The organism is Nannocystis pusilla (assembly GCF_026626665.1).
GTDB classification, from domain to species: Bacteria; Myxococcota_A; Polyangia; order Nannocystales; family Nannocystaceae; genus Nannocystis; species Nannocystis pusilla.
Window position 1 is genome coordinate 6047471 of sequence record NZ_JAPNKE010000002.1, and the last position, 17219, is coordinate 6064689.

A 17219-nucleotide genomic window follows, 5' to 3' on the forward strand; every position below is an offset into this window, starting at 1 on the left:
TCCGGAGCTCGACGTCTTCGCGGAGACCCTCGGCGGCGTCGAGTTCACGTGGATGTTCGAGCAGGACCAGCACAACCCCGACCAGAGCAAGGGAGAAAACGGCGGCCGCCTGGCGATCCCGTCGATCCGGAATTTCGCATGGCATCCGCGGCCGAGCGGCGTGCGCGGCAACTTCGCCGCGCGCGCGGTTCTCGACTCCATGACCCCCGAGGGCATCGGCTGGTGGCTCCACCGTGCCAACGAGTCACCGAAGCAGGCCCGGACGGCCTTCGAGGACGCCAACGACTGCACGCTGAAGCCCATGGACTCGCTCACGGCCTATCTCACCATGGGGGCCCGTTACGCCTTCGTGTGGTACTGGCAAACCGGGGCCGCGACCGGTCGGAGCTATTACGACCGCCTGCGCCGCGCGAGCGTCCCGTTGAACACGTCGACGGCCAAGATCGAGGCCCACTTGGTCGACGTCGGACTGCTGCCGGAGGAGGCGGCCGGACTCTACAAGTGGCTCGGCGCCAGCGTGGTGCTGCTGCTGCACCGCGACGGCAGCCGAACGACGGCGAATACCGCGTCGTCCTCCGAGAAGCCCCCGGCCAACACCACCAAGAATCGGCTGTAACGACCCCCCGCCGCGAAGACGACCGCCGCGAAGACCGCCAAGAAACCCCCCACCGGGAAGGCTGGCAAGAAGACCGTGTGACAGTGGCCGAAGTCCGGCACGTCCTCGCCACGGCGACGGTGGTCGCGCACGACGAGGCGAGCAAAGACCCTCCGCCGCCTCGCCCAACGACTCGCAGCCAAAGCAGACGGCTCGAGTCCGCGACCGTCTCGCACCGACCGACGGCCGAGCGAGCTCGGCTTCCTCTGTCGTCCACGCAGCCGAGGTCGTCGAACAAGCGCCCTCGGTCCCTCACGTCTGCGCGCCGGACCGCATCCCCGCGCACGCCGTCTCACATGTCCGATCGGACATTTTAAAAATGCATCCGCGCCACGGCCCGCCCGCCCGGTCACGCGCCCCACACCTGTCTCTCGGGACACCCAACCTCGAAATTGGCGCCCGCTCTCCGCAGCGGGTAAACCCTGCCCATGCTGCCCCGCCTCGCCTGCGTCCTCCTGCTCGCCAGCGCCTGCACCGCCCCGAACGGCCCGCCGGCGCCGGGTCCGGAGGCCGCGCGCGAGGAGGCGCCCGCGCCCGCGGCCGAGCGCCCGAAGCCGGCGACCTCGGGGCCGCCTTCGAGCAGCCGGGCGATCCGCGCCAGCAGATCGATCACCTCACGGTCTGGGGTTGGTCGCGCGACGGCCGCTACTTCGCCTTCGAGACCTTCGACGCCGGTCCGGGCGCCGCCACCTGCGAGGGCGCGGCGCGGCTGTTCGTCGTCGACACCGACAGCGACGTCCTCGTGCCCGACGGCTACGTCGAGGTGCGCCCCAAGAGCCCCGACGCCGAGCCGTGCGACCCGCCGGACCTGCGGGCCGCGCTGGCGCCCAGGCGCACGGCCCTGCTGCAGGCGCACGGCATCGAGGTCGGCCACCTGCTCGCGCCGACCGAGCCGCAGGGGGTCGCCGCGCCGCGCCCGGGCGCCAAGGCCTACGCGATCGCCCTGCCCTCCGGACAGACCGCGACCGCCACCCTCGAGGTCCTCGGCGGCGACCGCGAGCGCGCCCACGAGGGCAAGGGCGCCGCCTTCAAGCTCGACCTCGTCCGCGACGGTCAGGCCCCCCTGCAGCTCGAGCCGGGCGTGCGCCGCCGGCCCTACGTCTGGAATACGACCTCGACCGCGGCCTCGTGTTCACCAGCCCCGACGGCTCGCACATGGCCATCATGACCGCCACCACCGAGCTGAGCTTCGAGGGCGACCGCACCTCGTGGATGACGAACGCCTTCCGCCTGCCGGCCGGCTGGTGAGCCCGGGCATCGACAGGTCGAACCGGCGGCTCGGCCGAACGAGCTCGCTTCACGGCATTGACGCGACGAATCATGCCAGTCGGGCCGACTCGTCGCACGAGCTCGCTCGCCCGACATTCGGCGCACCTCACGAATCATGCCAGTCGGCCCCGCCGCGGCCGTTCGCCCGTCTCGACGTCCACCGCCCCGGTGCTATCGATCGATCGGAGGCCCGGTCGATGCATCGCCTCGTCCCGATCACCGCAATCACAGTCGCGCTGCTGTCGTGCAGCTACAGCTATTCCTCCGGCAGCGCGCCCCAGCCGGGTCCCGGGCGGCCGACCGCGGGCAAGCCGGCGCGGCCGAGCAAGGGCAAGCCGGCGCGCCCGGCGAGCACCCCTGAAGAGCCGACCGCCTCGACCTCGCCCGCCACGCGGCCGCCGACCAGCTCGCCGCAGCCGCCGACCCGACCGGCCGAGCCGACCACCGCCCCCGACCGAGTCTTTTACGGCGGCCCGGTGATCACCATGCGCGTCGACGCTGCCGGCAACCCGATCGTCGCCGAGGCGCTCGCCATTCGTGACGGTGAGATCGTCGCCGTCGGCGCGCAGGCCGACATTGTACTGCCGACGGCAGCACCGAGAAGATCGACCTCGCCGGCAAGGCCTTGCTGCCCGGCTTCATCGACGGTCACGGTCACCTCGGCGCCGTCGCCCTGCGCAGCGAGCAGGTCCAGCGGCCCCCGCCGCTCGGCACGGTCCGCACGATCGCTGACATGCGCCGGGCCCTGCGCGCCGACATCAAGCGGCGCAAGCTCGCCGGCGGGCAATGGGTGGTCGGCTGGAACTACGACGATTCACGGCTCCGCGAGGCGCGGCAGCCCACGCGCGCCGACCTCGACGACGTCTCGACCATGCACCCGATCGCCGTCTATCACAGCTCCGGCGCGATCGCGGTCGTCAACACGCCGGCGCTGCGCCTGCTCGGCATCGACGCCGACACCCCCGACCCGGCCGGCGGACAGATCGGTCGCCAGCCGCGGTCGCGCGAGCCGAGCGGCGTGCTCGCCGACAGCGCCGTCTTCATCCTCACGCGCGCGCTGCCGCGGCCGAGCGACGACGAGTTGGCGACGCGGCTCCTCCAGGCCGAGCGGCAGTACGCGCGCCGCGGCTTCACCACGGTGCAGGACGGGGCCGTCGACGACGCCGAGCTCGAGGCCTTGCGCCGGCTCGCCCGGGCCAACAAGCACGAGGTCGACGTCGTCGCCTATCCGGTGGTCGCCAGCATGGCCGACGCCGAGCGCCTCGTCGGCCAGCGCTTCGGCGCCTGGGAGCGCGGCCTCAAGCTCGGCGGCATCGAGCTCGTGCTCGACGGCGGCCTGCAGTCGCGCTCGGCCTGGCTCGGCGCGCCGTACACCACCCCGCCGGCCGGCAAGCCTCGCGGCTGGCGGGGCGTCGCCCTCATGGCCGCCACCGAGGTCGAGCAGATCCTCGAGCTCGCGGTCGACCAGGGCTGGCAGGTGCTCGCGCACGCCGACGGCGACGCCGCGGCCGAACAGTACCTCGACGCGTGGGAGCGGGTCATCGAGCGCCGCCGCGTCGACGATCGCCGGCCGGTGCTGCTGCGCGCCCAGACCGTACGCGAGGACCAGCTCGACCGCATGCGCGAGCTCAAGATGCTCCCGTCGTTCGCCAGCGCCCAGCTGTACTACTGGGGCGACTGGTACCGCGACACCGTCCTCGGTCCGGCCCGCGCCGCGCGGCTCGACCCGGCCCAGTCGGCGCTGGCGCGCGGCCTGCTGTTCACGCTGCAGACCGACACCCCCGCGCTCCCTGCCGACCCGATGCGGCTCCTCGCCAGCGCGGTGAACCGCACCACCCGCAGCGACAAGGTCCTCGGCCCGAACCAGCGGATCCCCGTGTTCGACGGCCTCCGCGGCCTCACCAGCAGCGGCGCCCACCAGGTGTTCGACGGCGAGCGCAAGGGCGAGCTCACCGTCGGCCGCGTCGCCGACCTCGTGATCCTCGACCGCAACCCCCTGTCCGTTCGGACAGGTGACCTCGCGACCTTGCGCCCGCTCACCACCTACCGCAGGGGCGCGCCGGTCTACCAGGCCCGCCCGCCGCGGTGAGGCTCATGCGGCCGACGCCGCGGCCCACTCGACCAGCTCGATCACCACCCCGTTGGGATCGGTGATCATGAACAGCCGCTCGCCCCACGGCTCCTCGCGCAGCGGCAGGGTGATCGGCACCCCCTCGGCCCGCAGCCGCCGCTCCTCGCCCTCGAGGTCCTTGACCACGAAGGCGACGATCACCCCGGCCGCCCGCTGCTCGCGGAGCTCCGGCGGCAGCACCTCGATGCCGCGGCGCAGCAGCACCACGTGCATCCCGGCATCCTCGCGCTGCAGCGACGCGAACCCGTCCGCCGCCATCGCCTCACGAAACCCCAGATGTTTAATAAAGAAGGCGCTCGACGCCGCGACATCGTCGACGGTCAGCGACACGGCACAGCCAGTGATCTGCACGGACATCTCCTCGGAAGGGAAACTCGACGGCCCTCGCCGTCTTTTCAGCGCGTCGTATACTATACGTCGTACAAAATTATTTCAAGCCCAGAATGCCTCTCCGATGGCCAACGCGACCACGAGCGAATTCGCCCTAACAGCGGCTTGGGTCGGACGTGGCCGCGCGGATCGTTCTCCGGCCGTCATCGACCCGCGCCGCGCAAAGCTGACCCGAGAGACAGAGAGGGCGGGTCTCGACGACCCGCCCCTCCATCTCGTCGCGAGGCGCCATGACAGGCGGTGCGCTCAGCTCATTCTCTTTGGCGCAGCTGCGGCGAGGTCACGGACACGGTCACCTCGTAGTCGGCGGAGATCTTCAGCTCGTAGCGGCTCGGGCTCCACCCGCGGCCCACGTTGACCCAGAACACCAAGGTCGCCGCGCCGCCCTGTCGCACGAGCTTGGGGGCGCGAGCTCGTCGCCTTCGTACAGCGCGCGGATTTGCAGATAGTCGCGCGGATCGAGCAGCTCCGTGTCTCGCGACAGCAGCGCGACCGCGATCCACGCCAGGTCCTCCGGGCTCGCCGAAGGATCGGGTCCCGCGGCCTCGAGGCTGCGATAAGCGTGGGACAGCTCCACGAGCGGCTCCCCGGTCACCACCCTCGCGTCGGCCCGCACGACCCAGTACCGCAGGCCGCCGTGGCGGACCTCCCGGTCCTCGCCCGCGAACACCGTCCAGCCGGGTGCCGATAGGCGGAGCTGCTTGAGATAGAACTTGGCGCCGGGCAGTCTCGCTCGCAGGTGCCGCTTCAGCACCCGCAAGGCGCGCTTGGACTCGGAGTCTCGCGGCGGGTTGACGCTCATCGTGTAGCACCCTGCCGTGCTCGCCGCGGCGCTCAACCACGCGCCCAACGCCAGCACTGTCAGGCGCCAGCCTCTGCGAGCAGAGCTCGATGCGGGAGCGGAAATACATGTCCTCCGGGACATGTCCCTTCCAACCTCCCCGCTCAAGCCGCCGCCAGCAGCCGGCCCAGGCGCGAGCCGATCGCCACCATCAGCGCCCCGCCGCCGACGTGCAGCCCGAGCTGCCACGCCAGCGGCGCCCAGCGGGCCTCGCCGGCCAGCTCGACCGTCAGCAGCGCGAACGCGCTGTACGTCGTGAAGCCGCCGAGCAGCCCCGCCAACGCGATCGTGCGCGGCGGTCCCTGCGGCATCAGCGGCGCCAGCACCCCGATCGCCAGGCAGCCGATCAAGTTCACCACCAGCGTGCCGACGTGGGGCAGCGACGTCGCGGCCCAGCGGTCGACCTTCAGCGCCAGCGCGAACCGCAGGCACACCCCGCAGCCGCCGGCCGCGAACAACCCGAGCCAGTGCCACGCGGAGGACACCGCTCAGCCGGCTCTCCCGCTCGCGCCGACCGCCCCCGACACCGACGCGCTGGCCTTGAACGACACGTTGACGCTGACCGACGCCGTCGCCACCGCCGACGCCGCCGCCGTCACGCACGCGATCGCCTGCTCACCCGCGCCCTGAAGCTTGCCGCGCAGCTCGCCGCCGAGGCGGACCAGCGTCTGCACCTCGCCGGCGATGTCCCGCCCCAGCTTGACCTGCGCCGCGATCAGCACCGGCAGGTTGGCCGACAGCGACGTCACCAGCTTGCCGAGCGCCTGCGCCTCGCTCGACGACTTGACCTCGAGCTTCGGCTTCGTACACTGTGCCGAGAACTTCACGCTCGCCTCGCAGCTCGCCTTGCAGTCGGCGTCGACCTTCGGCGGCGTCACGTGGCCCTCGCACTTGGGCGCCTGCCAGGTGCCCTGGCACGACGCGTGGCACGTCGCGTCGCACTGGCCGGTGCAGGTGCCCTCGCACTTGCCGGCGCAGCGGCCCTGGGCGTCCTTGACCGCGCAGTTGCCGTTGCACTGGCCCGAGCAGCGGCCGTCGCACTGGCCCTTGCACGTGCCCTGGCAGCGGCCCGACAGCTTGGCCGGCGTGCACTGGGCCACGATCTCGCCGGGGTCGACGTCCACCTTGCAGCGGCCGTCGCAGCGGGCCCGCGCCGACGCGTCGACGTCGCACTTCGGCGGCGTGTAGCTCGCCTCGATCTTCACCCCGCCCTTGAGCAGCCCCTGCACCTTGGCCGCGACCGCCCCGCACGCGGCCTGCGGGGCCGTGGCGTTCTGGTTCGCCTGCATCGCCGCCGGGTTCACGCCGATGTCGCCGCCGATCTTGCGGCAAGCCGAGGTGACCTCGGCCTCCCACTTCATCGCCAGCCGGTGCAGGTCCTTGGCCGCCTGCACGAAGGCCCCGACCTTGGCGTTGAGCTCGGCCTTGGCCGTGTACTTGACCCCGAGCGCGTCGCCGCCGCTCGACAGCGCCGGGCAAGCGATCACGCCGGCCACGTCGGCGATGTTGGTCGTCGTTTGACCTGCCCCGGAGGACAGGAAGTTGCACGCGCCGGCCACGGCGGCCGCGGCGAAGGTCACGGTGAGGGCCCGCGAAGTCTGCGACATGAACCGAGTGTCCCAGGTCGGCCCTGACCGCGCAATCGCGCGACTCCGCAGAACCGGCGTTCCGCGGCGGGGATTCAGCACGACCCGACCGGGCAGCTGTAGCGCCCGTCGCCGCAGTCGGAGGCCGGCTCGGAGTTGCCGTCGGGCAGGGCGCAGCGGATCTGGCAGTTGCCGACGCCCTCGCACGAGGCCTCGCCGCTGATCATCGTGACCTCGCAGTTCGACAGGTTGCGGCAGTCGACCGCGCAGTCGGCCCCGCAGGCGACGTCGCAGTTGCTCACCGACTCGCAATCGACCGCACAGGCGTCGCCGCACTCGAGGTCGCAGTTGGAGTTGTTGTGACACGACAGGTTGCACATGTCGCCGCAGCCGGCGTCGCAGTTGCTCACGTCGTGGCACTCGGCGTCGCAGCCGGCGGCCGGGCAGTCGAGCACGCAGTTGTCGCCGCCGCTGCAGCCGCACACCGGGCCGGCGCAGTAGCCCGGGGCCGGCGGCGGTCCGCACGAGCCGAGGGCGAGCGACGAGACGAACACGAACGAGCTGAACAGCGAGGCGCCGCGCATTGGTAGATCCTATGACTTTCTGGGCGGTGCACCGCCCCGAGGTTGCCCAGGACCCCCTGTCAAACCGTGCGTGCGGTTTTCCCGCACACGGCTTACCGACGGTCTTGGAGGAGTGGCATGCGCCGGGTAGCGCACGGTCGTGCGGAGCCTGTGGAGGCCCATCTCGTAGAGGCGTTCTGCGGGCCACTTGTTCGGCCAGAAACGCGACCGCTGTCCACCGCGTCGCCACAGCCAGCGCACGACTCTCGCGCACGTAGTGGTCGACCTGGGTGAATTTCTTGTCGGCGTTACCGGTCTTGAAGTAGTTGCCCCACCCGCGCAGCACCGGGTTGAGGGACGCCATGATCTCCTTCACGTCCTTGGCCCGGTTGCGCTGCACGGAGGTCAGCGCGTGGACTTTCTCGCGGACACGCTTCATGGCGCGCGGCGAGGGCCACCGCTGCATGAAGTGGTACTTCGGTAGGCGCTGGATGCTGCGCCGCTTGCGGAAGGTGCAGCCGAGGAAGTCGAAGCTCCCACGGCCGTACCGCATGTCCACCAGGCGCGTCTTGTCCGGGTGCAGCTCGAGCCGCAGTCGCGCGAGGATCTCTCGCGCCTTCTGCAGCGCCGCCTTCGCCGTGGACTCCCTGCGACACATGAGCACGAAGTCGTCGGCGTAGCGCACGAGCAGCCCGAGGTGCGAGCCCTCGGCCTCCCACGCGCGGTCGAAGGCGTGCAGATAGATGTTGGCCAGCAGCGGCGAGATCACGCCGCCCTGGGGCGTCCCCGCGATCGTCTCGCGGGTCTTCCAGTCCTCCATCACACCTGCTTCGAGCCACTGACGGATCAGCTTCAGCACCCGCCGATCCGACACACGCTCCTTCACCAACTCGATCAAGATATTCTGGTCGATGTTGTCGAAGAAGCCCCGGATGTCCGCGTCGACGATGAAGACGTGGCTCTGGTTGCCGGCCTCGCGGACGACCTCCATGGCCTGCTGCGCGCTCCTCTCCGGACGGAAGCCGTGGCTGCACGCCAGGAAGTCCGCCTCGAAGATCGGTTCCAGCACGATCTTCGTCGCCGCCTGCACCACTCGATCCCGTACCGTCGGGATCCCGAGCGGTCGCTGCCCCCCGTCCGCCTTCGGGATGTACTGCCGCCGCACCGGCTGCGGTCGGTAGCGTCCCTCACGCAGGTCGGCCGCGAGCTCGCCGAGCCACTTCGTGACCCCCGTCTGCTCGATCGCCTCGATGGTCACCCCATCGACGCCGGCCGCCCCGCGGTTCCTCCGCACACACTTCCACGCTTCCCACAGGACGTCATCCCTGTGGATCCGGTCGTACAGCGCGTGGAAGCGCCGTGTCTTGCTCGACTTGGCACACTCCCCAAGCTTGCGCTGAAGTTCTCGTACTTTCTCTTTGGGGTCGTTGGGCCCGCAGGCCATGCCCTCGCACTTACCCTCAGCGTCAAGCGCGACCGAAGCAGGGGTCCTTCCCTCCACGGCGTTGTCCGCCGCTTCGCAGGTACTACGACCCCCTCGGACTCCCTCCTGGCACGACAGGATTTCACGCTCTGCGCTTATACCGGCCGCTTTACCCGACGTAGGTCGCCAGGGAGGGTCTCTCCTGTTCCGCACCGTTCCTTCACTACGTGCCGCCGCCACTACCCCGGGGAGGTCCAGCGCACATTCCGGAACCGACACGCTGTCCGTCGCCTTCGCCCTGACATGACGGGCTCGGCCCTCCCGAACACCTTTCGGCTGATGATCTGACGAGGCTTGCTCGGCGTTCACTACGCGTTGCGGCCCGCAGCTCCGCTCCCTGTCGCAAGGGACAGGCTTTCGACACCCCGCTCGGGCCTCGAGGATCTCTCCTCGGACCTGGGGTCTGCTTCCGGGCGCTCCGGCGCTTACCCGGGCGGGACTCTCACCCGCTGAAACGGTGCAGCATGACGCGGCCGCGCCGCCCCCTTCGGGGCCGAGCTCGTCCGCGTCTTCAGGACGCACCATGGGCGGACCCTACCACGACCGCCGGGGCCCGTACGCCCGCGTCCGCTCGCCTCGCGCCGGCCCCGCGACTCGAGCGAGCGCCCGCGACGAGAGCGTCCCGCGAGCACGCTGCCGTCGGCCGCCCCCGGCCCGATCGCCAGATCCTGCGGAGCGCCCTGAGCAACGCCCCTGGGCTACGCGCGAGCCCGCCTCGCCGACCCCGGCGCGCGCGCCCGACCCGGCCCGGGCGGCGACCTCGAACTCCGCGGCCGCGCCTCGCAGGCCCGCCGCTTGCGTCGCCGCGAGCCGGCCCCACAAAGCGGCGTCCCCCCGCGCGATCGTCGACCTGTCCCTTCGGACATCCTCGCTCGCCGCCCCAGGAGGTTCGACCATGAGGAAGTTGACCGTGGCCGGCGCGCTCGCCGGCCTGATGCTGCCGCTCACCGCCGCGCCCGAGGCCCGCGCCGCCGGCTTCGCCGCGCCCGAGGCGTGGTCCGAGGGCTTCGGCGTCGCCGACGGCTGGCGCGTCGACAGGCACCCGCGCCTCCTGGGCGACGTCGACGGCGACGACCTGGCCGACATCGTCGGCTTCGGCGAGCAGGGCGTCGTCGTCGCCCTGTCCACCGGCGAGGGCTTCGGCGCGCCGGCGACGTGGGTCGACAATTACTCGTACAGCAACGGCTGGCGCATCGACAAGCACCCGCGCTTCCTCGTCGACATGAACGCCGACGGCATGGCCGACGTCGTCGGCTTCGGCAACGGCGGCGTGTTCGTGTCGCTGTCGACCGGCAGCGAGTTCCAGCCGCCCAAGCTGTGGCTCGACGACTTCACGATCACCCGCGGCTGGCGCGTCGATCGTCACCCGCGCTTCCTCGCCGACGTCGACGCCGACGACCTCCCCGACGTCGTCGGCTTCGGCAACGGCGGCGTCTACGTCGCCACGTCGACCGGCTCCAACCTCAGCCCGCGCGAATCGTGGCTCGAGGACCTCGGCTACGAGCAGGGCTGGCGCGTCGATCGCACCCCGCGCCTCGTCCGCGACGTCGACGACGACGGCCGCGCCGACCTCGTCGGCTTCGGCGACGACGGCGTGTTCGTCGCCCGCGCCACCGAGGGCCGCTTCACCGCGCCGGCGATGTGGCTGGCCGAATTCGGCTACGACCACGGCTGGCGCGCCGACAAGCACCTCCGCCTGCTCGGCGAGGTGAGCGGCAACGACCGCCCCGACATCGTCGGCTTCGGCGACTACGGCACCCTGCTGGCGAACGGCCGCAGCGGCGCGTACGGCGAGCCCGAGCTGGTCCTCAACAACTTCGGCTTCAACCAGGGCTGGCGGGTCGACCGTCACCCGCGCCACCTCGGCGACATCGACGGCGACGCGCGCGACGACATCGTCGGCTTCGGCCAGACCGGGGTGATCGTCGCCACCTCGAAGAAGACCGGCTTCCGCCAGCCGGAGCGGGCGCTCGAGCAGTTCGGCTACGCCCAGGGCTGGCGCGTCGGCGTCCACGTCCGCGCCCTCGCCGACGTCGACGGCGACGGCCGGCTCGACATCATCGGCTTCGGCGACGACGGCGTCCTCGTCGCGCTGGCCCGCGACTGATGCGTCGCGAGCTCGCGCTCACGACTTCGACCAGTGGATCAGCAGGTCGGCGAACTGGTCGACGAGCGCGGCCATGTCGGGCCCGAGGGAGTTGGTCTCCTCGTAGTGGTTGCCCTCGGCCTCGTTGATCCACGGCATCGTCTCGGCCAGCTGGAAGTCGTACTCGGGGATGATGTAGCCGAGCTCGTCGTTGCCGAGGCCGACGATCCAGCGGTACGTCAGGCCCATGCGGTCCTCGATGTACGGGCCCGATGGCGCCGCGCGGAGGTCGGGCGGGTTGACGTTGTCGGGCTTGAGGAGCGGCACCCCGTCGGCGTTGATGTGCGAGCCGTCGTAGCCGCCGATCGCCAGCTCCGGCAGCAGCTCGCCGGGCACCGTCAGCATCTGGATCGGCCCGAGCTCGACCAGCGCCATCTCGGTCTCGATCTCCTCCTTGCCCGGCATGTCCGCGCCAAACACCTCGCGCTCTAACACCTGCAGGTCGAACATCAGCTTGAAGTTGGTGTTGCGGACCCCGGCGCGGAACCGCTTGGCCGCGAAGCGCAGCGCCGGCCCCGTGATCTCCTCGCCCATCGCCACCGCGTCGAGCGCCATCTCGCCGAGCATCTGCCCGACCGAGTCGGCCTTCTCGAAGCTCGCCGCCTGGTAGGTCTCGCCGTCGGGGTTCTCGACGTTGACCCCGAGCGTCGTCATCATCCCGCCGACGGCCCCGTTGATGTAGATCGCCGGCCCGCCGAGGCCCGGCTTGCCCGCCGCCGTCTGCCACTCCGAGCCGGTCTCGACGGTGCGGCGCAGCGCGTGGACGAAGTCGGAGGTCACCAGGTAGTTGTCGTCGGCCAGCGTCTCCGGGTGACACCCGTAGTTGACGAGCGTGGCGATCGGCACGCCCTCGGTGTCGCTCAGGTGGGCCGCCGAGATGGTCTCGTCGGCGATCCACGGGTCGCGCGAATCGCGGAGCAGGTTGCCCATGCCCTTCGGGTGGTAGGTCGACACGTCGACCTCGCCGACCCGCATCGACCCGACCTCGCGCATGTCCTTGAACGCGCCGACGATCGCCTCGACGATGGTGTCGCGGACCTGCTGGCGGTACTCCGGCGTGTAGCCCGAGGTGAACAGGTCCTCGCCCCACAGGCCCATCGTGTCGGGGCCCTCGTGGTTGTGCGTCGCGTGCACGATCAGGTAGTCGAGGTCGATGTCCTGCGCCGGCAGCAGCTCGCGGATGGCCTCGACGTCGTTGTTGAAGTAGCCGACGGTGTCGATCGCCACGATCGCCAGCGTCGACTCGCCCTGGCGGAACGCCACCGCCCGCGCCCACAGCCCGTCGTCGCCGCCGACCAGCCCGTGCGACGCGTCGCGCACCCCGTAGGCCGGGCGGTCGTGGCCGAAGCCGGCCATGAACAGCGCCTGCAGCTCGCCGTCGCCCTCACCGTCGTCGGGCTTGGTGTAGCCGGGGTCGCCGGGGCACTTCTGGTCGCAGCCGCAGTCGAGCAGCATGTCGTCGGCCGGCTTCCACTCGTTGTCCATGTCGACGTCGACCCACCTCTCCCAGCAGTTGGGGACGATCGACAGCACCGCCGCGCCGGCCTCGAGCGGCGCGTCGGGCTGCGCCTCGCAGCCGCCCTGCGGGCCGCCCGGGCACCACAGGTCGGGCGGCTCGGGCGGCGGGTCGCCGGTGGTGCCGTCGGTGGTCGTCGGCTCGCCGGTCGACGTCGGCGAGGTCGAGGTCCCGGTGATCGAGGTCGAGGTCGGCGGCTCGCTCGTCGGCGCCGCGGTGCCCGGCGAATCGGTGGTCCCGGGGCTCATGGTCGCGGCGGTCGCGGAGGCGTCGTCCCCGCCGGCGGTCGGGTCGAGGCAACCGACGAGCGTGAGGCTGGAGAGGGCGAGATTCGGCTGCTTCCACGCACGGTCATGGGCGCTCCAGGTCGATCGTCGCCAGGGTACAACAAGCGTGGGCGCGTTCCCACCGGCCCGTGCTAAGGTCGCCGCCGCATGGGGACGCGGCACTACGGCTACACCGACGTCGGCCGGGTGCGCAGCCGCAACGAGGACGCCTTCCTCGCCGACGCCCAGCTCGGCCTCTTCATCGTCTGCGACGGCGTCGGCGGCCGGGCCCGCGGCGAGATCGCCAGCCAGGAGACCGTCGAGTTCATCGTCGACTTCGTCAAGGGCGACGCGACCGACATCGAGATCGCCCGCCACGGCGGCGAGCTCGATCAGGCGGCCCGCCAGCGCCTCGCGGCCCTGGTCCGCGGGGCCATCCAGAGCGCCTGCTACATGGTCCACACCATGGGCGAGATGGACCCTGACCGAAGGGGCATGTCGACGACCGCCTCGGTGGTGCTGGTCGCCGGCCACGTCGCCACCGTGGCGTGGGTCGGCGACTCGCGGGTGTACCTGTGGCACGCCGGCGAGCACGTGCAGCTGACCGACGACCACACGCTGGTGAACGTCCAGATCCGCCAGGGCACGATGACGCCGGAGGCGGCCAAGCTGTCGCACCTCAAGCACGTGATCACCCGCGCGGTCGGCCACCGCGAGTTCGTCGAGGTCGACGTCCGCCAGCTCGAGCTGGCCCCCGGCGACAAGCTGCTGCTGTGCAGCGACGGCCTGCACGAGTACCTCGACGAGACGGGCCTCCTCGCCCGCCTGTTCTCGGCCGACCTCGCCACCGCCGCCCGCGACGCCGTCCGCCACGCCAACATCAACGGCGGCCGCGACAACATCACCGCGCTGTTCGTCGAGTACACCGGCTGATGGGACATGTCCCGAGGGTCATGGCCGATGCGCCATGTTCTTCAGGACATGCTCGTGAAGCCAGCCGATTCACGGCCGGGCGTAGCTCGGCGCGCGCGCGAGCAGCTCCGCCGGCGAGCCCGGGAGACCGGCCAGGCTCGCGACGTACAGGTACTCCGCGACGTCGCCGTAGCCGCCGTGATCGATGCGCTCCCGCACGTTCGCGCGGAGGAACCGCTCCGCCCGGTCTCGCGCTCGAGCGGCTTCGTCCGTCACCCCGGCCGCCCGGCGACCGGGAGCGACCTGCCGCTCACTGCACCGTGCGCACGCAGCGGGCCGCCAGGGCCGTCTCGCCGCCGACCATCAGCTCGCGCCACGGCGCGTCGGGGGCCGGCGGCGTCGTGTCGTCGATCTGGACCGCCGCCCCGTCTTCGGCCCAGAACGGCCCCGGACCGCGGAACACGTCCGTCAGTTGCTGGATCTCCAGCAGCGTCGGCAGGCGGAACCCCGTCAGCGCCTCGCTCCCGTACGGCACGCGCAGCGCGGCGCAGAAGCGGCGGGCCTCCTCCTGGTTGACCGCCTCGACCACCCCGCCGAACAGCTCGAGCGTGCCCTCGGAGCGGACGATCGGGATCGGCGCCACCGAGGCCGGCACCTGCAGCGGCTTGTCCTCGGCGCGCAGGTCGGCGGCGCAGCGGAAGCCGAGGCGGGTGTCGGCGCCGACGACGTCCCAGCCCTCGAGCTCGACGCCCGGGAACTTCGGCGGACGGGACTCGCGGGCGGCGCGGCGCTGGCCGACGCTGCCGTACTTGTACACGTGGCGGACCGGCTCGCCCGCGGGCGGCTTGCAGGCCGCGTCTTCGCCGCAGAACGCCGACTGTTCGAAGATCCCGCGGGCCACCGCGAGCGGCCCGTCGGCGGCGCGGAACGCCTCGCCGACGAACGGGCGCAGCGCCGCGTCGGCGTCGTACGTGTCCGCGACCCACTCGAGCCCGTCGCTGCCCAGCCCGCGCACGCCGAAGTACGAGCTGTCCAGGCGGACATGTCCTGCGGGATAGAGGCCCTGCGGGATGTCGTCCTTGATCTGGTTGCCCCACGGGTACACGCGGGCGTCGGGGCCGCGGGCCGCGTACTCCCACTCGGCCTCGCTGGGCAGGCGGGCCCCGGCGTGGCGGCAGTACGCCGCGGCCTGCTGGTGGGTGACGCAGGTCTGCGGCAGCGAGGCGACGACCTCCGGCGCGAGGTCCTTCGTCGGGTCGGCCTGGCCTTCGGGACAGGTCGCGGCCGCGCAGGCGCCGGCGGTCACGCACGCCGCGTAGGCCCCGCGGGTGACCTCGTGCAGGTCGATCCAGAAGCTGCGCACCGCCTCGTGGCGCGGCGGGTTGCCCGACCAGCGGACCGCCGGCAGCTCGCGCGACGGCGACGAGTCGAAGTGGTCGGGCACGTTGCCCATCACGAACACGCCGCCGGGGATCTGGACCCGCTGCACGTGCTCGGTCTCCCACAGCCCGATCGGCACGCACTCGCCGTGGATGTCGCGCCGCTGCCGCGCCCGCACTCCGGCATCTCCTTGTCCTGCTTGGCCTTCTCGGCCTCGGACAGCTCGGTCACCTTCTTCAGCTCCGCCAGCGGCCGGGCCTCGCCGACGGCCACCGGCGCGGGCGGCGGGGCGTCGAGCGCGGCGAAGCGGCGGCTCGTGGCCTCACAGGCGGCCAGACACAGGGGGACGACGAGGAGCGCGCGGGACATCATGGGCTGCGGAACTCGAAGCGTTGCAGGTGGGACTGTGCCATGGGCGGGGTCGTCAGCGACAGCACGAACATCGCGACCGCGTTGAGCACCAGCCCGACCGCGCCGATCTGCAGGTCGAGCGGGTTACACCACGCGTACAGCCCCGGCGCCAGGATCTTGGCCAGGAACAGCGCGAACGCGACCCCGAGGCCGACGAACAGGCCGGCCTCGGCGGCCACGCGGTTGGCCCGCCGCCAGTACAGGCCGAAGATCACCGGCGGCAGGAACTGCACCGGCACCGCGTAGGCCAGCAGCAGCAGGTCGACGATCGACACCTTGCTGGCGACGACCAGCATCCCCAGGCCGAGCGCGAACAGCACGACCACGCCCATCCGCATCAGCCGCGTCTGCGCCTGCTCCGACAGCGGCAGGCCGAGCCCGGACACCAGCACGTCGCGGACGAAGATCGACGCGCCGCCGTGCAGCAGCGAGTCGCCGGTCGACATCGACGCCGCCAGCACCGCGGTGCAGAACGCCGCGAACACCCACGGCCCGCCGACCTCCGGCCGGCCGACGAGCCACAGCAGCACGCCCTCGTCGCGCGGCGCCCGGGCAGCAGCAGCGCCGCGTAGCCGAGGAACAGCAGCGGGATCAGGAACACGAGGAAGCTCGGGTAGGTCACCGCCGAGTACTGCACCGCCCGCGCGCTGCGGGCCGTGAAGCACTTCATGAACACCTGCGGCCACATCGCGAAGCCGAGCGTCGACATCACGATCTCGGCCGTGTACTGGAACGACGACGTCCCCGGCGCCGGCCCGGGCAGCGTCAGGTACTCCGGGCGCTCGGCGATCACGCGGTCGAACATCGGCGCGATCCCGCCGAACAGCTGGCCCGGGATCGCCAGGCCGAGCCACCACACCACCGTCAGCATGGCCACGCCCTGCAGCACATTGGTCCAGCCGACCCCGCGCATGCCGCCGAACATCACGTACACGGCCACCACCGCGTAGACCACCGCCGCGCCGACGAGCGGCGACCAGCCGAGCGCGTGGTGCATGACGATGCCCGCGCCCTTGAACTGGATCGCCAGGTACGGGATGAACGCCAGCAGCGACGCCGCGCCCATCACCGTGGTGATCCTGCGGCTGTCGTAGCGGGCCCCGATCAGCTCCGCCTGCGTCACCAGGCCGAGGCGGGCGCCCATGCGGCGCACGCGGGCCCCGAAGTAGAACACCGGCACGAACGCCGCGGCCCCGTAGGCCAGCATGTAGAACGCGTCGGAGCCCTTGCTGACGACCCGCTGCGGCGTCCCGAGCAGCGCGTAGGCGCTGAAGATCATCGCGCCCATGACGAAGTACATCAGCACCGGGCCGAACGAGCGCTCGCCGGTGACGAAGTCGTCGGCGCCGCCCGAGCCGCGCCGGCCGGCGTACAGGCCGACCGCCAGCGAGGCGGCCAGGTAGGCGAACACCGCGTACGGCGCGACCGCGCCCATCTCAGCCACGGGGTTCGTCCTCGGCCTCGACGGCGTCGACGGCCCGGCTCAGGTACAGCCCCACCAGCACCGCCGTGTTGGCGAGGATGACGAGCAGCACGTACGTCAGCGACCACGGCACGCCGAGCACGCGCGGCTCGATGTGGTCGCCCAGCAGCGGGTAGAGCGGCCACACCAGCATCGCCGTCGAGGCGACGAAGTACAGCGGCGACAGGCGAACCCAGCGCATGGCTCT

The 17219-nt window shown here is 71.7% G+C and carries 18 protein-coding genes and 1 pseudogene; 5 read left to right on the top strand and 14 right to left on the bottom strand.

The genetic code is table 11. The annotated features are described in order from the left end of the window. Positions 1-52: 52 nt before the first annotated feature. Both OV079_RS26720 and OV079_RS26725 read left to right on the top strand, forming a co-directional pair. The gene (locus OV079_RS26720; protein ID WP_267771751.1) at positions 53-616 is read left to right on the top strand and encodes a hypothetical protein; all 564 of its coding nucleotides are present in this window, start codon (positions 53-55) and stop codon (positions 614-616) included. A gap of 358 nt (positions 617-974) precedes the next feature. Next, on the top strand, positions 975-1823 hold the full coding sequence (locus OV079_RS26725) for a hypothetical protein (protein WP_267771752.1): 849 nt from the start codon (positions 975-977) through the stop codon (positions 1821-1823). A 357-nt stretch (positions 1824-2180) separates the two neighbouring features. Here OV079_RS26725 and OV079_RS26730 read toward each other — a convergent pair whose 3' ends face one another. Further along, complete coding sequence (locus OV079_RS26730) at positions 2181-2369, bottom strand: hypothetical protein (RefSeq protein ID WP_267771753.1); 189 nt, start codon at positions 2367-2369, stop codon at positions 2181-2183. Positions 2370-2528: 159 nt separating this feature from the next. Between OV079_RS26730 and OV079_RS26735 the strand changes: the two genes are divergently transcribed. Then, the gene (locus tag OV079_RS26735; RefSeq protein ID WP_267778646.1) at positions 2529-4013 is read left to right on the top strand and encodes an amidohydrolase; all 1485 of its coding nucleotides are present in this window, start codon (positions 2529-2531) and stop codon (positions 4011-4013) included. 3 nt (positions 4014-4016) lie between these two features. Here OV079_RS26735 and OV079_RS26740 read toward each other — a convergent pair whose 3' ends face one another. From OV079_RS26740 to ltrA, 6 genes and pseudogenes are all read right to left on the bottom strand, one after another. Then, on the bottom strand, positions 4017-4412 hold the full coding sequence (locus OV079_RS26740; RefSeq protein ID WP_276602809.1) for a VOC family protein: 396 nt from the start codon (positions 4410-4412) through the stop codon (positions 4017-4019). Between the two features lie 349 nt (positions 4413-4761). Then, positions 4762-5304 carry a hypothetical protein gene (locus tag OV079_RS26745; protein WP_267771755.1) on the bottom strand — a complete coding sequence of 181 codons (543 nt, stop codon included), beginning with the start codon at positions 5302-5304 and terminating at the stop codon, positions 4762-4764. 86 nt (positions 5305-5390) lie between these two features. Next, positions 5391-5771, bottom strand: coding sequence for a fluoride efflux transporter FluC (locus OV079_RS26750; RefSeq protein WP_267771756.1), 381 nt, complete (start codon positions 5769-5771; stop codon positions 5391-5393). A 3-nt stretch (positions 5772-5774) separates the two neighbouring features. Next, on the bottom strand, positions 5775-6893 hold the full coding sequence (locus OV079_RS26755) for a hypothetical protein (RefSeq protein ID WP_267771757.1): 1119 nt from the start codon (positions 6891-6893) through the stop codon (positions 5775-5777). A gap of 74 nt (positions 6894-6967) precedes the next feature. Further along, positions 6968-7456, bottom strand: coding sequence for a hypothetical protein (locus OV079_RS26760; protein ID WP_267771758.1), 489 nt, complete (start codon positions 7454-7456; stop codon positions 6968-6970). A gap of 223 nt (positions 7457-7679) precedes the next feature. Further along, positions 7680-9443: pseudogene (ltrA, locus tag OV079_RS58630) on the bottom strand (group II intron reverse transcriptase/maturase); the annotation flags it as partial. A gap of 370 nt (positions 9444-9813) precedes the next feature. Between ltrA and OV079_RS26765 the strand changes: the two are divergent. Continuing rightward, a complete protein-coding gene (locus tag OV079_RS26765; protein ID WP_267771759.1) occupies positions 9814-11025 on the top strand; it encodes an FG-GAP repeat domain-containing protein in 1212 nt (403 codons plus the stop codon). Between the two features lie 18 nt (positions 11026-11043). Here OV079_RS26765 and OV079_RS26770 read toward each other — a convergent pair whose 3' ends face one another. After that, the gene (locus tag OV079_RS26770; RefSeq protein WP_267771760.1) at positions 11044-12828 is read right to left on the bottom strand and encodes a hypothetical protein; all 1785 of its coding nucleotides are present in this window, start codon (positions 12826-12828) and stop codon (positions 11044-11046) included. A 186-nt stretch (positions 12829-13014) separates the two neighbouring features. Here OV079_RS26770 and OV079_RS26775 point away from each other — a divergent pair, with 186 nt between their 5' ends. Next, the gene (locus OV079_RS26775) at positions 13015-13779 is read left to right on the top strand and encodes a PP2C family protein-serine/threonine phosphatase (protein WP_267771761.1); all 765 of its coding nucleotides are present in this window, start codon (positions 13015-13017) and stop codon (positions 13777-13779) included. 69 nt (positions 13780-13848) lie between these two features. Here the strand turns inward: OV079_RS26775 and OV079_RS26780 are convergent, their stop codons facing one another. The 6 genes from OV079_RS26780 to OV079_RS26805 all read right to left on the bottom strand — a co-directional run bounded on the left by OV079_RS26780 (position 13849) and on the right by OV079_RS26805 (position 17213). Next, the gene (locus OV079_RS26780; protein WP_267771762.1) at positions 13849-13977 is read right to left on the bottom strand and encodes a hypothetical protein; all 129 of its coding nucleotides are present in this window, start codon (positions 13975-13977) and stop codon (positions 13849-13851) included. A gap of 91 nt (positions 13978-14068) precedes the next feature. Then, positions 14069-15277, bottom strand: coding sequence for a formylglycine-generating enzyme family protein (locus OV079_RS26785; protein ID WP_267771763.1), 1209 nt, complete (start codon positions 15275-15277; stop codon positions 14069-14071). Continuing rightward, the gene (locus tag OV079_RS26790; RefSeq protein ID WP_267771764.1) at positions 15211-15510 is read right to left on the bottom strand and encodes a hypothetical protein; all 300 of its coding nucleotides are present in this window, start codon (positions 15508-15510) and stop codon (positions 15211-15213) included. The genes OV079_RS26785 and OV079_RS26790 overlap by 67 nt, the downstream gene beginning before the upstream one ends. Then, complete coding sequence (locus tag OV079_RS26795) at positions 15507-15995, bottom strand: sodium:solute symporter family transporter (protein WP_267771765.1); 489 nt, start codon at positions 15993-15995, stop codon at positions 15507-15509. Before OV079_RS26795 ends, OV079_RS26790 begins: the two co-directional genes overlap by 4 nt. Continuing rightward, entirely contained in the window at positions 15887-16984 is a 1098-nt protein-coding gene (locus OV079_RS26800) for a sodium:solute symporter family protein (RefSeq protein WP_267778647.1), read from the bottom strand. Before OV079_RS26800 ends, OV079_RS26795 begins: the two co-directional genes overlap by 109 nt. A gap of 1 nt (position 16985) precedes the next feature. Beyond that, positions 16986-17213: a hypothetical protein gene (locus OV079_RS26805; protein ID WP_267771766.1), complete on the bottom strand. Its 228-nt coding sequence runs from the start codon at positions 17211-17213 to the stop codon at positions 16986-16988. Positions 17214-17219 lie beyond the last annotated feature (6 nt).

Bases quoted from the DNA above. Each gene is read 5' to 3' on its own strand.
- OV079_RS26720 (WP_267771751.1), top strand. From the start codon at position 53: ATGTTCGAGCAGGACCAGCACAACCCCGACCAGAGCAAGGGAGAAAAC.
- OV079_RS26725 (WP_267771752.1), top strand. From the start codon at position 975: ATGCATCCGCGCCACGGCCCGCCCGCCCGGTCACGCGCCCCACACCTG.
- OV079_RS26740 (WP_276602809.1), bottom strand. From the start codon at position 4,412: ATGTCCGTGCAGATCACTGGCTGTGCCGTGTCGCTGACCGTCGACGAT.
- OV079_RS26755 (WP_267771757.1), bottom strand. From the start codon at position 6,893: ATGTCGCAGACTTCGCGGGCCCTCACCGTGACCTTCGCCGCGGCCGCC.
- OV079_RS26760 (WP_267771758.1), bottom strand. From the start codon at position 7,456: ATGCGCGGCGCCTCGCTGTTCAGCTCGTTCGTGTTCGTCTCGTCGCTC.
- OV079_RS26765 (WP_267771759.1), top strand. From the start codon at position 9,814: ATGAGGAAGTTGACCGTGGCCGGCGCGCTCGCCGGCCTGATGCTGCCG.
- OV079_RS26770 (WP_267771760.1), bottom strand. From the start codon at position 12,828: ATGAGCCCCGGGACCACCGATTCGCCGGGCACCGCGGCGCCGACGAGC.
- OV079_RS26775 (WP_267771761.1), top strand. From the start codon at position 13,015: ATGGGGACGCGGCACTACGGCTACACCGACGTCGGCCGGGTGCGCAGC.
- OV079_RS26790 (WP_267771764.1), bottom strand. From the start codon at position 15,510: ATGATGTCCCGCGCGCTCCTCGTCGTCCCCCTGTGTCTGGCCGCCTGT.
- OV079_RS26795 (WP_267771765.1), bottom strand. From the start codon at position 15,995: ATGTCGACCGGCGACTCGCTGCTGCACGGCGGCGCGTCGATCTTCGTC.
- OV079_RS26800 (WP_267778647.1), bottom strand. From the start codon at position 16,984: ATGGGCGCGGTCGCGCCGTACGCGGTGTTCGCCTACCTGGCCGCCTCG.
- OV079_RS26805 (WP_267771766.1), bottom strand. From the start codon at position 17,213: ATGCGCTGGGTTCGCCTGTCGCCGCTGTACTTCGTCGCCTCGACGGCG.